This is a genomic window from Providencia sp. 21OH12SH02B-Prov, from assembly GCF_027362595.1.
Lineage (GTDB): Bacteria > Pseudomonadota > Gammaproteobacteria > Enterobacterales > Enterobacteriaceae > Providencia > Providencia zhejiangensis.
In genome coordinates this window covers 85,809-100,939 of sequence record NZ_CP114796.1, presented here as the reverse complement: position 1 = coordinate 100,939, position 15,131 = coordinate 85,809, and the positions used below count along the sequence as shown (strand labels likewise).

At 42.2% G+C, this 15,131-nt stretch carries 12 protein-coding genes; 2 read left to right on the top strand and 10 right to left on the bottom strand.

Annotated elements, in window-relative coordinates; translation table 11 throughout:
• Positions 1–10: 10 nt before the first annotated feature.
• Positions 11–1,021, bottom strand: a complete 1,011-nt coding sequence (locus tag O7C57_RS00405; protein ID WP_154624757.1) for an ADP-ribosylglycohydrolase family protein — start codon at positions 1,019–1,021, stop codon at positions 11–13.
• Between the two features lie 171 nt (positions 1,022–1,192).
• On the opposite strand from O7C57_RS00405, the gene O7C57_RS00400 reads away from it, so the two are divergent.
• Together O7C57_RS00400 and O7C57_RS00395 are read left to right on the top strand one after the other, a co-directional pair.
• Positions 1,193–1,933: a GntR family transcriptional regulator gene (locus O7C57_RS00400; RefSeq protein ID WP_154624756.1), complete on the top strand. Its 741-nt coding sequence runs from the start codon at positions 1,193–1,195 to the stop codon at positions 1,931–1,933.
• A gap of 123 nt (positions 1,934–2,056) precedes the next feature.
• Positions 2,057–2,485 carry a TOBE domain-containing protein gene (locus O7C57_RS00395; protein ID WP_154624755.1) on the top strand — a complete coding sequence of 143 codons (429 nt, stop codon included), beginning with the start codon at positions 2,057–2,059 and terminating at the stop codon, positions 2,483–2,485.
• Positions 2,486–2,540: 55 nt separating this feature from the next.
• Here the strand turns inward: O7C57_RS00395 and O7C57_RS00390 are convergent, their stop codons facing one another.
• From O7C57_RS00390 to yfdV, 9 genes are all read right to left on the bottom strand, one after another.
• On the bottom strand, positions 2,541–4,199 hold the full coding sequence (locus tag O7C57_RS00390; protein ID WP_154624754.1) for an LTA synthase family protein: 1,659 nt from the start codon (positions 4,197–4,199) through the stop codon (positions 2,541–2,543).
• 95 nt (positions 4,200–4,294) lie between these two features.
• The gene (selB, locus tag O7C57_RS00385) at positions 4,295–6,163 is read right to left on the bottom strand and encodes a selenocysteine-specific translation elongation factor (RefSeq protein ID WP_269723491.1); all 1,869 of its coding nucleotides are present in this window, start codon (positions 6,161–6,163) and stop codon (positions 4,295–4,297) included.
• Positions 6,160–7,551, bottom strand: a complete 1,392-nt coding sequence (gene selA, locus O7C57_RS00380) for an L-seryl-tRNA(Sec) selenium transferase (protein ID WP_249999543.1) — start codon at positions 7,549–7,551, stop codon at positions 6,160–6,162. The genes selB and selA overlap by 4 nt, the downstream gene beginning before the upstream one ends.
• A gap of 22 nt (positions 7,552–7,573) precedes the next feature.
• The gene (fdhE, locus tag O7C57_RS00375) at positions 7,574–8,509 is read right to left on the bottom strand and encodes a formate dehydrogenase accessory protein FdhE (protein ID WP_154624752.1); all 936 of its coding nucleotides are present in this window, start codon (positions 8,507–8,509) and stop codon (positions 7,574–7,576) included.
• A gap of 715 nt (positions 8,510–9,224) precedes the next feature.
• Positions 9,225–9,941: a YoaK family protein gene (locus O7C57_RS00370; protein WP_154624751.1), complete on the bottom strand. Its 717-nt coding sequence runs from the start codon at positions 9,939–9,941 to the stop codon at positions 9,225–9,227.
• 37 nt (positions 9,942–9,978) lie between these two features.
• Positions 9,979–10,698: a potassium channel family protein gene (locus tag O7C57_RS00365; RefSeq protein WP_154635715.1), complete on the bottom strand. Its 720-nt coding sequence runs from the start codon at positions 10,696–10,698 to the stop codon at positions 9,979–9,981.
• Positions 10,699–10,771: 73 nt separating this feature from the next.
• A complete protein-coding gene (locus tag O7C57_RS00360; protein ID WP_154622147.1) occupies positions 10,772–12,505 on the bottom strand; it encodes a nitrilase-related carbon-nitrogen hydrolase in 1,734 nt (577 codons plus the stop codon).
• A 262-nt stretch (positions 12,506–12,767) separates the two neighbouring features.
• Positions 12,768–14,024 (bottom strand): formyl-CoA transferase, encoded by a 1,257-nt coding sequence (gene frc / locus O7C57_RS00355; protein ID WP_163863432.1) that lies wholly within the window; start codon positions 14,022–14,024, stop codon positions 12,768–12,770.
• A 61-nt stretch (positions 14,025–14,085) separates the two neighbouring features.
• The gene (gene yfdV / locus O7C57_RS00350) at positions 14,086–15,030 is read right to left on the bottom strand and encodes a transporter YfdV (protein ID WP_154622151.1); all 945 of its coding nucleotides are present in this window, start codon (positions 15,028–15,030) and stop codon (positions 14,086–14,088) included.
• Positions 15,031–15,131: the final 101 nt, after the last annotated feature.

Below are 15,131 nucleotides of genomic sequence, written 5' to 3'. Positions count from 1 at the left end.
TCCACTCTCCTTAATGGCGTAAGGTACTGAGTATTTTTGCGTAGGGATAGAAATCTATATTATTAGAATTATTAATCAATGCAATCCATTCTTCAGGAAAAGCTTCAATACCTGACAGAGCTCCCGAAATCGCTCCGGCCATAGCACCAATGGTGTCCGTGTCTCCCCCCAGGTTGGCACAATACTTCGCACACATGACAGGATCACCATTTGTTAGCTCGACTATGGCCAGAGCGCAGGGAATAGATTCTATCGTGTCCATACCGGCTCCGATAAAATCGTACAGCTCTTTTAGTGTTGTCTGAGGCGAGCAGTTCTGTAGCGCGTTCGCCTTCTGAAAAGCCAGTGAGATTCGCTGTCCTAAAGAAGGGCTAAACGTTGAGGCATACAACTGCTGAACCTCTTCGGCAAGTATTGGAAGTTCTTTTTTTATTTGAGACCAAGATGTTTGCTCAATGGCTCGACTAATTGCCCAAGCAATGACACAGGCACCTGCAATCGCAATATCCGACTTATGTGTCGGAATACAAGCCGCTTCAACGGTTTTTATAAATTGATTGCGATCCGCAGTTGAAGCAACGCAGCCCACAGGCGCTATCCGCATTGCCGCACCATTAGTGACCCCATTTGATACAATTTCATTAATGGGTATGCCTGCTTGAATAGCTAATAGAGATTGTTTTGAAGTCGGTCCAAAAATATTCTTATCGAAAGCATTAATGCGTCCCGCCCACGCTAAAATATTTTGTGCCACCACCTTCGGCTCTACCTGACCATTACAAGTAATAATTGCATCCATTAACGCAATTGCTTGATGAGTATCATCAGTCACTTCACCGGCACGAAACCCAATCGCCGCAACATTTTCGTCTGGCCCTGGCAAAAAATTATCTATCCAGCCGAAAAACTGTTGAACACGATCTTGTCGCCATAGCTCAGATGGCATGCCCATGGCATCCCCCGTCGCCTGACCATATAAACATCCAAGAATCGCTGATTGAATGTCGGGTTTACGCCCCATTTTTGCTCCCAATACTTTCCTTAACAACATTAATTATATTAGCAGCAATTAAGTCCAATACCAGTCCAATCAGTGAAAAAATAATGCCAATATAAGTCCATTAGATGATATTATGAATATATTAAAGTCTGTTATAAACTTAATTTGTTGAAAGCTTTATGGAAAAATATAATGCAAGCCCGCTTTCTTGAATGGATAAAAAATCAGCTAGATGTGAACTCAACGACACCTTTGTACCGTCAGCTACAGCATGCGATTGAGTCCGCTATTGAACATAAAATCGTCGATGCTGGGGATTATCTTCCTGCGGAGCGTTACCTTGCCCAACAGTTAAAGCTCTCTCGAGTGACAATCAGTAAAACAATGCAGGCTCTGGAAAAGAAAGGAACGGTGATCCGCCAACAAGGAGTGGGAACACAAGTCGCCAAATATTTAGGCTATTCACTATCCCATGAAAGTGGCTTTACTTCTCAAGTCATTAAAGCGGGAGGAACGGTGACCACTCAGTGGTTACTTCGCACCTTAACTGAGGCTACCGCGGATATTGCCGCTAAATTAGGTTTACCTGTTAATAGTCCAATAGCACAATTGAGGCGTATCCGCATCGCAAATGGGCAGCCTGTCTCTTTTGAAAATAACTATATTCCAGCTCAATACCTCCCTGAACCGGAAAAACTCACCGACTCCCTTTATGCATTATGGGGTAGCCAAGGCATTAACTTTAGCCGTGTCCAGCATAAAGTCAAAGCTATCAGCTGTAATGAAGAGTACGCCAATTGGTTAAACACGACGGTAGGGGCACCTCTCTTACTCGTGAGACAAACTAGCTCTATTCAAGCTGGCAGAATTATTGAGTACAGTGAAATTATCTGTCGTGGCGATATTTACGAACTCGAGTTTAATTCCCCCTAGTACCTTATTAATCTGAATGGCGTGATCTTAGGCACGAACGTGGCGCATATTTTAGCTAACTTCACCTTTTACATTTATTCTATGAAGAGTGATTTTTTATTATTAAATGGAATGAGGTAAATCATGCAAGTTTCTGCTCGAAATCAATTAGTCGGTACAGTTAGCGCAATAAAAGAAGGGGCGGTTAACAATGAGGTTGTTTTGTCATTGGGAAATGGTGAAGAGCTAACAACTGTCATTACATGCGAAAGCTGCAAAGCATTAGGTTTGGCTGTCGGCAAAGAAGCCGTTGCCATTATTAAAGCCCCGTGGGTGGTACTCGCAAAACCGGATTGCGGTTTACTATTTTCAGCACGTAATCAATTTAACGGTAAAGTCAGTAATATTATTGAAGGGGCTGTGAACAGTACAGTTCACCTAGTGACAAATAAAGGTGTTGAACTCACCGCGATCATTACCAATGAAAGTCTGCAAGACATGGCATTAACGAAAGGTGTCGATATCACTGCATTGGTCAAAGCATCAAGCGTAATCCTTGCCACACGCCGCTAATCCACAGTACAGAGAATATATCGCGGAGTAAAACTCCGCGATATATTGATTAACCTTATTCTTCCGCTTTTTTATTAGCAACTTGTAATGTTTGATAGATATAGTGGTGATAACTTTCTAATAATTGTTTGTCTTCACAATCATCCAACTTACCATCACACAAATGGCGCATTTTAATATTCGCTTCATAGAATGGCGAAATCTTTAGATTTGCACGTTCTAATAAGATACCGCCAAGGAAGGCGATATCGGTTAGCTTACCTGTTTGGATGCTATTACCTGATTTTAAATTATCACGTAACGTAAATTGGGTGATAAACGCAGGGTTAGCATAATCAGATTGATATTGATTCAAGCTAATACCCGGTTGATGATCACCAAAATACAAAAACATGAGTGGCCTTTCTCGTTTCGCCATAAAGTCAACAAAATCGCGGATCGCATTATCTGAAGCAACAATCTTCTCCATATAATGGCTAAATTCGCCCGCTGAATCTGCATTTTTCACTTTACCTTTTAAGCCATAATCATCACTGTGACTATCTTTATAAGGACCGTGTTCATACATCGTTAGCGAAAAAATAAATACCGGTTTATCCGTTTCTTTCGCTAAAATTTCCTTGGCGTATTTCAGCATATCCTCAGTGCTGATCGTCCATAAGTTATCTTGTAATTTTCCAGGATAACCTAACTCTTGAGGTTGAATAATTCTATCTACACCCAGCGTCTGGTATGCATGGCCAGAATGGTAAGCTCCACGGTTAAAAGGCGTTAAAACAACCGTATAATAACCATTCGCTTTCATCTCTTTAAATAAACTATTGTTGAGATGGTCGACAATAAAATAGAAAACACCACTTTTCTGTGAGCCGAAATCATCACTGTTTAGCCCTGTTAGTGCCGCAAACTCAGATAGCCAAGTCCCCCCACCAAACGTTTGTACACGCATATGACTATGTGCGATCAATTCGTTATCTTGTTGGAACATAAATAGATTTGGCAACTGTGTTCCATCAGGTAATCGATAGATGTTTGGATTGACTGTCGATTCTTGTAACAATAATAAAATGTCTGGTTTTTCTGTGGTTGCAGAAACAGGCAATGTGACAGAAGCTGCTCTTTGTAAAAAATAATCGGATGAACCTTTCACTTGTGGCGAGTGATAGCTCGAATTTTTTGCCGACATAACTAAATTGGTTACTGTGCCCTTCCCCTTAGGCAAGGTTTCAGTCCATTGCGTGTAATAGTGAGACGCTGCAAAACTGGCCCCAAAATATCCACCAATGCCGAGAACAATCGCCAATAAACGCCACACAAATGATCGTTTAGGCGATAATAAACGCCAGCTCAGTACTGCATTCACCACGAATAAGATCAATAAGCCAATCAACGCAACACCAGCCAACCAATAATGAGCCAATGTTCCGATATTTGAGGTGTCTGTCATGACACTGATATCGGAATAAAATAACTGTTCTTTATAATAATGGACTTTGAGTTGGTTAAGGAATTTAATAATAATAAATAGCGTACTCGTGACAACCGCCGAAAATAGCCATCTTGCAGAAAGAAAATAGAGTCCCCCAAAGATCACGGCGTAAACACTGATCGAAATCAATGCTGGGTAAATCACACCACTTTTTTCAAAAACAAGGAAAAGGGAGGCAATTAAAATCAGTGTGAGATAAATGGCAGAAAATACGCTTTTTTTCATCGAGCTTACCACAAAATATGTGAGTACCGACGGCCTTCAATAGGCAGAGACCGCCACGAATTGACTGGCTATTCTAACTAATTTAGACGATAAATCTATTCGGCAAAAATGCCTTTATCACGTAAAAAATGTCCATCACCTTTACGCCGCGTAAAGCCACTTTTATCAAAAAATTCGAGTATCTGAATCGCTAACTTACGACCAATCCCTAATTCACTCCGAAAATCAGCAGCGCAAATTTCTTCTTTTTCAAGACAATATCGTAAGATTAACTCAGCAAATTGTTTGATTTCATCACTACTATAATAGCGATCACGTACAATTGCCGTCACGAATCCCATCTGTGCTGCTTTTTTCATCACACCTCGTATCAGGTTTTCATCCTGGTTAAGCTCTGCTGCAATATCGCGAACCCACCATGCATCTATACGAGGAAATAACGGAACTATTTGTTGCCAAATGCGTTGTTGTTCTGCATCGAATACCAGACCATGTTGCGGCATATGCAGCCAACCACGCGTTTGCTTAATACGTTCATCAACAATCAGCTCATTAATTAATTTAAAAACTAATGATTCACTCATTGTTGGTAATGCCATCCGCTTTAATCTCGCTTTACTGACACCGATTTGGTCACTGTGAACCTCATGGAAATCTTCTAACGTTTGCACTAATCGCTCTTTCGCGACTTGAGCCTTAAAAGCGGATAGCACTAAATCACCGACACGAACTAATTCCACCTGAGTTAACAACGGCTCCAGTGCGCTAGGTGTTAACTGACGAGACCACCCATAGCTCTTTAAATTTAATTCACCATTCGGCAGCTGTAATTTCAAATGGGTGAGTTCATCGTTCGCCGAACAAAGACGTTGTAGCCAGTCAATAAATTCAGGTAATCTTTTCCCTCTGCGTGGAGAAGTTAATCGGATCACTCTTGCGGCTGCCAAGGTTTCACGGGCGCTAATATCACGCACAATGAGACGATCATTATCTGCTAACCACAAAGGCGTATCGAGGATAAGTTCCGCCAGCAAAGGCGTTGTTGCGAATTCGGTCAATAAGGATACTCGCCCCGTGATATGGCTGGCACCATGATATAAATGCACAGGCTGCCAATGTTTAATCACTGAATCACATTTTAATTCAACAATCACTCGGGTTGCCGCTGCAAATGGCTTTTCAGAGAGTAACCAATCACCACGGGTGATCTCTGCTTTATCGACGTCACCAGTAAGATTTAATGCAACACGATCCCCCGCTTGCGCGAATTCTGCGGGTTGGTTTTGCCTATGAATTCCTCTGACACGAACGGAGGTGTCAACTCCCGTCAGCCATAAACTCTCACCTAGCTGAACTTGCCCTGCCAAAGCGGTACCGGTGACCACTATCCCTGCGCCTTTGACATGAAATACACGGTCAATAGCTAATCGAAAACGTTGTTGGGGGTTTTGATGATCGGTTGCTTCTTGATGTAATTGTTGCAGGTATGCTTGTAACTCAGCAATACCACAACCATTATTAGCTGAAGTCACAAATAGAACGGGGCCAGACCAACCTTGTTGATGAAGTTCATCCTGTACTTGTTGAATAACTTGAGTGATACGCTTTTCATCAACTCTGTCTGCTTTGGTTAAAATAGCCGTTATTTTCTGGCAGCCCGCTAAGCGCAAAATGGCTAAGTGTTCTCGTGTTTGCGCCATAACACCATCATCACACGCCACCACCAACAGAGCATGTTGAATACCACCAACGCCTGCCAGCATATTACCTAAAAATTTTTCATGCCCAGGAACATCAATAAAGCCAATTGAGCTGCCATCTTGTTGAGGCCAATACGCATAACCAAGATCGATGGTCATGCCGCGCTTTTTCTCTTCGGGTAAATGGGCGGTATTCACCCCAGTAATCGCTTGAATTAATGAAGTTTTACCATGGTCAACATGGCCAGCGGTAGCAAAAATCATGAAAGCAGTACCTGCAATAATGCATGTTCATCATCTAAACAACGGAGATCCAGCCATAATTTACCCTCTTTCAATCGGCCTATCACAGGCTGGGCAGAGTGACGCCAACGTGCCATAAGTAAGGCCAATGTATTTCCTCGCCCATCAAATGGCGTAAATGTCACAGCATAGCTTGGCAACCTATCAACCGGTAAAGACCCACTACCGATTTGGGATAAACAAGGTTCGATTTCAACCACAAATTTATCACCATAAAAAGCCTGCAAGGGAACAATCAAACGCTGCGCACGCGCTTTAATTTCATCGGCACTACGGGTTAACCAACGTAATGTCGGTAGTTCAGTAACCAGTTTTTCTGGCGTGCAATACAGTTTTAATGTCGCTTCTAATGCCGCTAATGTCATTTTATCGGCACGTAATGCACGTTTAAGCGGATGCTTTTGAATGGCTTCAATCCATTTTTTCTTGCCGAGAATGATCCCTGCTTGCGGCCCTCCCAGCAGTTTGTCACCCGAAATCGACACCAAATCAATCCCTTGCGAAAGATACGTTTGTGGCATTGGCTCAGCAGGTAAACCATACGCTGTCATATCTATCATTGATCCACTGCCCAAATCAATTGCTGTCGGCAATTGATACTGCTTACCTAACTCAGCCAGCTCGGCACCTTCAACTTCTGCGGTGAAACCTTCAATGCTGTAGTTACTGGTATGCACCTTCATCAATAATGCAGTGTGTTCATTGATAGCATTAACATAATCACGTAAATGAGTTCGATTGGTTGTTCCGACTTCCACGAGTTGGCAACCTGCTTGTGCCATCACATCAGGCACTCGAAAAGCCCCACCAATCTCAACGAGCTCGCCGCGCGAAACAATCACTTGTTTACCTTGCGCGACAGTCGCTAATAACAATAAAACAGCTGCCGCATTATTATTAACAATGCAGGCATCTTCTGCGCCAGTTAATTGACAAAATAAGTCAGCCAAAGCGCGGTCACGATGCCCTCGCGTGGCACCATCAAGAGAGTACTCCAACGTTACAGGTGAACTCATCACCTTATTCACCGCCTCAACGGCAGATTGCGCCATTACCGCACGACCTAAATTCGTGTGTAGTACCGTGCCCGTTAAGTTAAAAACGGGTTTTATCGCACTTTCCTGTAATCTGTTATGACGTTTAGTCAGCTCTGTCACCCAGTCAGCGTGCCATGCAGGCAATTGCTCATATTGCTGGATAAACTCACGGGCTTGCTGCTGCATATCTCGTAACTGCTCAGTCACCCAATGATGCCCTGATTCAATGACGAGGGTTTGTACCTCGTCGAGTTGCAGTAACTTATCAATAGCAGGAAGCTGGCGGTATAGCGCGGCAGTGGAGTCTGACATCATGGTTACTCTCTTTTAGTGACTATTTTTCGCCGGGAAACAAGAATGGATTAAGGCTACTACGAGCAAAGCCTTCTTCTTCCATACGTGCATCGAGAATAATAGACGCTAAATCATCAGCAACAGCTTCAACTTTTGCGTCTTTTTCTTGATAAAGAATTTTGAGGTAGCTGCCACAATCACCACAACTTTCTGCTTTAACGGCCGCGTTTTCATCATCAAGAGACCAATAGTTCAGCTTACCTGTTTGTTCACAATTACTGCATTTCACTCTAACCATATGCCAATCGGTTTCACATAAATTACAGTGTAAATAACGTAAGCCTTGTGTTGTCCCAATTTGGACAATACTTGATACTGGCATGCTATTACAAACCGGACATAAATGACGATGATCGCCATGTTCCGCACGAGCTTTACCCGGAATTTGCGCTGCCATTTGAGCCCAATAAACAGAGAGTGCCGCCCAAATAAACATTGATTTATCCGCCGGTACCTTTTCGAACTGTTCATTCAGCAATGCGGAGGCCATCTCTTCAAGCTCATTGGCCGAGGCTTTATCGAGATTTTCCAGTGCAGGACGCACAGACTCAGGTACTACAGGTAATAATTCCGCAATAATCGAATGCAGAAGCTTGTGCCAATGTGCTGTACGCGGAAATGTTTTCACATCAAGAGGCGAATTATGACTCGCTGTCGCTCGCTCTAATACCGCATTCATATCCATTTCTAATGGATTATCATGCTGTGCATTATTCTGTGCAGTGGCCACTTCAGCGGCAAAATTAAGATAACCTGCAAAAGGATGTTCTCCAGCGCCGAGTTCTTTTAATCTTTCAGCACGACGCTGATATAGACTCTTCAAATTCGGAAATAGGACAGGAGGAATAAAACCAATACCTTTTTCTTTCAGTCTTTCTTGCCCTAATTCTTCTTTAGGGACGATACGAATACCCATCGCATTGCTCTCTTTTAAATTTTTTAAACGACTTATCCGAGGGAATGCTAGCCATATCCTCGGATTTATTGTTCGTATTTTATGCTTATTCAGCGAAAATTGCTGTTATCTACTGCTCAGGATAAAACAAAAGTCGCTAGGTAGCTACCTTGTTGCCTTGGTATCAGCAAGTTTCCTTTTAAGGAGCTAAGTAAAAATCCATCTAATAAAGCGACTTCATCACTTAACCTTGTACCTTTAGCGGTTTATGCTCTGAGAAATAGCCTCTATTCGCTCTCTTCTTTGAAGTTAATCACTTTACGCTAACGAAATTTTTTGACCTGCCAAAGTGATGAAATGATCTTCGATTAAGTGTTATTCAATCGCAATGATGGGAAATGAGCGCAGCGCAACAGTATGACCCAACGTAGAGTGGGCGCATGGTGATTGCCTTTAAGATAATATTGGTGTTTCCCCATGAGATGCTATCGGAAACCGTGATCAATGAGGCCATGAAAATGAATGAATAGCACATTCGCTTATTATCGAGACGTTATTTAGCGGCGAAAGCGTCATGCTATGACATGGATAGTAAGATGAGAAAGTACAATGGTCATCAAACAATAATATTTGCTTTAATCACAGGCGAGTTAACTCGCCTGTGATTCTTTATTTCAAGTAAAGTGAGTTGACTCAATATCACTACAATAGACTCAATACCTTCCGGATATTCTACTTAGTTAGAGTCGATAGACTGTCCACTATTTTCTCTTGAGAAATGCCGCCCAAGGGTAAAAATCAAACATAATGGGATTAGGGTAATTAATAATGCGTACTCTCTCGCATAGTCAGCTAACATGGCCATCATAAAAGCCCCACCCGCAAAGCCAAATAAAGTTAAAAAGTAGCAATAACTTTTATAAAGCGCCTCTTTTCTTTCTGGTCCTTTAAACGCAACGGATTCTGCTAATGAACTAAACCCGAGTTGAACATTCAGTGTCACGGCAATATTACCGTATAGCATGCCATTAATTTTATGGAATGCATTACCTTGCATACCCGCAATAAAGGACAGCGCCCAAACGGCATGGAAACCACTCGCGGCAACATTAAAAAAGTAAATATAAGCGATAAGCAGCAGTAACAACATGATTTCTAATGATAATAGGGTAAATGTCCATGTTTTCTCATTGGTGTTGTATTTATAACGTAATAGCGCCAGTAGCATGGCACCAGCACCAAATGAAAAAATCGCAATAATGTAGGGAACGGTTGCCATCATGCCGTGTTTAGCAAATTCATAGCCTAACATGATGATGTTACCCGACTGAAAAGTGGCAAATGATTTAGTCGTAAAAAAAGCATAGCCATCAAGCATGCCCGAGGTTATTGCCAATAAAAAGGCAATGGTTGGCAATTGCATAAAAGGAATTTTCGATGTTGATGTTGTCATTATGATTAAACCTATCAAGTATGGTTATTTTGTGTGATTACAGTGCATCAGGATTTCCTGATAATACTTTTTTAGATTGGCTTAGTCGGCTGATCACCGAGGTAATATAAACAGTAAATATTGGAAATACCGTCATGCCTGTCGCCGCTAATAGTGTAGTCACCACTTTTCCTGCGGTTGTGACGGGAATAATATTGGAACCAAGTGTTGTTACTGTCATCGCAGCCCACCAAATCGCATCACCATAATTTTTAACGTCTGCATTATTGCCTCGCTCAAAAATAAAGAAAATTAGGCTAATAAAATACACCGTTGAAAAAAGTAGGATGATGTAAGAAACAAATAAGGCAGTGGTATTTCGTTTTACGACCATCATCATAAGCATGACAAAAGCGGCACCACCTCTAAAAAGAGGAATAAAACGAATTAGGTAAATTTGTTCTTCCGTAAATTGAATCGACGTATAATCTAAGATGGTTAAATACGGGATAGAGAGAAAAATAATAATAAAATACTTAGCAATAAATTTTTTTCTCTCTTTCGAAAGAAATAAAAAGATAAAAAAGTCGAGAGTAAAATAGATGCAAATCCAGAACTGGATATCAAAATAAATCGAGTGCGCTAAGAAAGGATCATGTCTGAAGGTTTCAAGTGAAATACTCGCAATTAAAAATAACGAGGCGACGACCCCAAAAAAATGTAATGTTTTGATCAGGGTTTGCTTTGTATAAAAAGTTTGAGCGGCTGTTATATTCATTTTTATCTTTGTCATCAAATAGGTAGGCAATCCGCTGGATGCCTACCTAACCACATGAATAAATTGAGATTAATTAAGATACAAGAGGGGGAAACCAAATCGCTTGTTGCCCACTAATAAGACGCTCTTGGTTAATCCAAGTATAGGGTGCTGGTACCTGTGCTTGTAATCTAACATCTGCTGCACCGCGTTCTGCGGTCAGTGTTGGTGTTAACACGACGGGTTCAGGTCCATAGATTGCTGCTGACGTGAAATCTCTTTCACTTCGTCCTCCGCACACTACCCATAGCTGATTTAACGTTGCGATAGCATACGGAATAAAGTCGGCTCGACCTGTTGGCGGATTGTCAACAGAATAAAGATGGCTGTCGATCTCAACACGTAAATCACTTGGCAGGCCGGCAGGAGCTGCAATAATATCTGCTCGTAAAGTACTATATAGCCCACCTAGCTCGGGCACTTCTAATTCGTGCGCAGCGGCGAGCGCGATACGTCCAATCGGTGTTGTGGTCACGCTGACAGAGTGACCCGCGCTTGCCCAACCTTTATCACGCTCATTGAGATGAGTGACACGATATCTTGCTAAGATATCTCCCGCAGGGCCAGCTAATACGACCGTATGATATAATTTATCAACATCAATTTCAGGATAGCTTCCAACGACATAGCCTTTCCCTTCAGAAGCGATCTGACCTAATGCTTGCTCAAAAGCGCCACCTTGTTTCTCTGCATGGGTTAGTAGGACATTCGGATCATTGGTATAAGGCAATGCAGACAACTCAGGCAGTACTAATAACGCATTTTCCTCCACTTTGACCGACGATAAATCAGACACGGATTTCTCCCATTGTGCTGCAATCAACGTTGCTTGCGTTTTTGTAGTCGTTGCATTTGCATCTGTTGGGCTACGATGAAAAGCTAATGTTGGGAAATATAATTCAGGGCGACGTTTTGCTAATAATGCATTGCGCTGTTTATCTGCTTCATCAAGGTCAATCGTTGCGCTGTATATTCCATTAAGGCCTGGCTCTAATTCAAGTGGGCTTAGAACCGGAGATTGCGCCACTTTATGCCCTGAAGGTGCCCATACACTCGACCCTCCATTGTAATAAAGCTGACCATGTGTGATAGGGTTAGTTTCAATGCCACTACGAGTGGCACAAATCACCCACATGCCATTAAACGCACTCATATGCTGAACATGCGCCACGGTTGAGTGGTCTCCAAGCATTTCAGCTGGTGTAGCATTAGGCATCATACGATCTGATACTGAATGCCACCCTAAAATTTGCGCACCTTCTAAGGCTGCTAAACGCACATATTGCCAATAGGTATCATCATAACAAATCAACAAAGCAATACGACCAATCGGAGTATCAAAGGTATTCACGCCTGTATTTCCGGGGGCGAACACTTTTTGATCCTGTGAATTTAGGCCTATTTTTCGATACTTACCAATAATGCCTTCTGGCCCCATTAATACTGCCGAGTTATAGGCGATCCCTGTATCCGTATCACGTTCCGCAATACCAACACTCATATACATACCTGTACGCGCCAATACAGGCAAGATTGCCTCTGTCGTTTTACCCGGAATCGTATCTAAATAAGGCGCTAACTCTGCTGAGTCTGAAAATAAATAGCCACTCACCGCTGTTTCTGGGAATACCGCATAATCAACGCCTTGTGCAGCAACCTTTTCTGCGGCTTCCACTAGGCGGCGAATATTGCCCTCTAGGTCGCCCCAAGCCGGAACAAAATCAACAGCAGCCACTTTACTGCTTTTCTTGACGGTTAAATTATTCATATTATTAATCCTTATTTAATAACAAAAGTTATTGTCAAAAATAAAATAGTGTCGTCTCGCTATAAGCCGCGATAACAAATAATGAGTATTTAAATAATTGGCGAATAAAACCGCCTCACCCTAATGGGTGAGGTAAAAAACCTTTAATTTGAGCTATTAACCTTTTTCAGTTAATAATGGATTTTCTTATTTTGAGCATTTTGAATGCCATTATTTCATTACCGCCCAATTAACCTATTTATAATTAATTGGGCTGAATACGTTAAATAACGTTTTTAGTTTTCATTAACGCTATTTGTTGGTCGCTATAACCTAACTCTTTTAAGATTTCATTATTATGCTCACCTAAAAGTGGGGCGCTTTTAATCTCTGGCGTAAAAGCTGAAAACTTCATTGGGCAACCAACCGTTAAATAGTGACCTCTTAATGGCTGTTTGACTTCAACAATAGAACCACTAGCGCGCAAAGCGGGGTCATACATAATCTCTTTCATGCTCAATACCGCAGAGCAAGGCACACCAAACTGATCAAAATAATCCGTCAGCTCATGTTTATCTTTGTCTTTAGCGACCTCTTCAATCGCATCCCAAACGTCTTGAATATGGCTCATTCTCGCTTCTGTCGTCGCAAAAGCAGGATCCGTTTTCCATTCCGGCTTACCAATTGCATCGCACGTATTTTCCCAGTTATGATCCTGATTAATAAAATAGATATAAGCATTTGGATCAGTATCACTGCCTTTGCATTTCAGCATCGTACCGGGCTGACCACCACCACTTGCGTTGCCGCCTCGTGGAACTGCATCACCAAATGACCCATTCGGGTATTGTGGATACTCTTCTAAAAAGCCAAGCTTTTCCAAGCGCTGTTGATCACGCACTTTGACACGGCATAAATTGAGTACCGCATCTTGCATCGACATGGTTACGCGCTGCCCTTTCCCCGTTTTTTCACGTTGTAGTAATGCCGCTAATAAACCAATTAAGAGATGCATCCCTGTGTTACTATCACCTAACGCTGCGGAACTAACGACTGGAGGCCCATCCGGAAAACCTGTCGTGGATGCAGATCCCCCCGCCGCTTGCGCAACATTTTCATAGGCTTTCACATCCGCATATGGCGAATTTTCATTAAAACCTTTGATTGAACCAAAAATCAAACGTGGATTGAGCTGCTGAATGACTTCCCAGGTAAACCCCATATGGTCAATAGCGCCGGGATGGAAATTTTCAACCAAAATATCGGCTTGGCGGATCAGCTTCTCCATCACTTCTTTGCCTTCTGGCGTCTTCGTGTTTAATTCTAGTGAGCGTTTATTACTATTGAGCATAGTGAAATAGAGTGCATCAATATCAGGGATATCCCTGAGCTGATGACGGGTAACATCTCCAATACCCGGTCGCTCAATTTTAATAACGTCCGCCCCAAACCATGCCAACATTTGAGTACATGATGGGCCAGACTGTACGCCAGTAAAATCGAGAACACGAATGCCTTCAAGTGGAAGTGGAAAAGCCATAATCACTCCTTTATGTCATAACAGAGGTGAGACCGCCAGCGGCGACCTCACCTCCATTTATTTATGCAACTAAACGCGCGATATAAATCCACAACGGTGCGGCGATGATAAAACCAAGCACACTCACGGCCAGAGAGGCGGTTCCTGTACGAGTGTACAAGTTAAAGCGACTCGCAATAATAATACCTGAGAATGCCGGAGGTAATGCTCCTGCTAATACCATCATTTGTAACTGCTCTGAACTCATATTAAAGGTCATACCCACCAGTAATAATAGGCCAGGCATTAAGACTAATTTAAGTAAGGTGTTGTAGATAATCTCACCGTCAAACTCGAACTTATTCGCAGCCAGAGTCAGGCCCGCAGCAAAGACCGCCACTCCCGAGTTAGCTTTAGCAATCAAATCAAAAGTGGGGTCCCACATATCTGGGATTTTAATGCCAATTAATACCAAAACGGTTGCTAAGACTGGTGACCAAACAACCGGCTCCTTGAACGCCGAAATCAAGGCATCCATTCCACCGCCACCTTTTTTGCCATCTGCATTAGAAGGATTCAGTAAGAACAACCCAATTGGGATAGTAATAGCATTAACAATAATCGAGATAATGGCGACCACTAAACCTGTAGAGACAGTTTGGCCATAAATAGGGTCCAGTACGGCGAAACCCAAGAAACCGATAGTAGGAGAACCGGCGATCAGTGCGCACACCGCGGCTTCACCACGACTATGTTTAAAAATGTATTTACAGCTAAAGAAAGAGAAGAAAAAACAGACCAACAGGACGACAAAAGAAATAATGGTTAGCTTAGTATCAGCAAAAATCATTTCGCGGTTTGCACGTACAATCGAGACAAATAACGCGGCTGGTAACGCATAGTTTAATACCAATTTATTAAATGCTTTGGCTTGATCGTTGGTAAATACGTTACGTTTACCGCTCGCGTATCCCAAAATCATAATGATAATTATGGGTAATAGATCACTCATAAATATCTTAAACATAAAATCGGCCATCAGACTCACCTTTTTTTGGCAAAAAGCAGCCCTGTGCCATTTAATATATAAATGGCACAGATGTAATGCTTACTTTTATTTAATTAAGT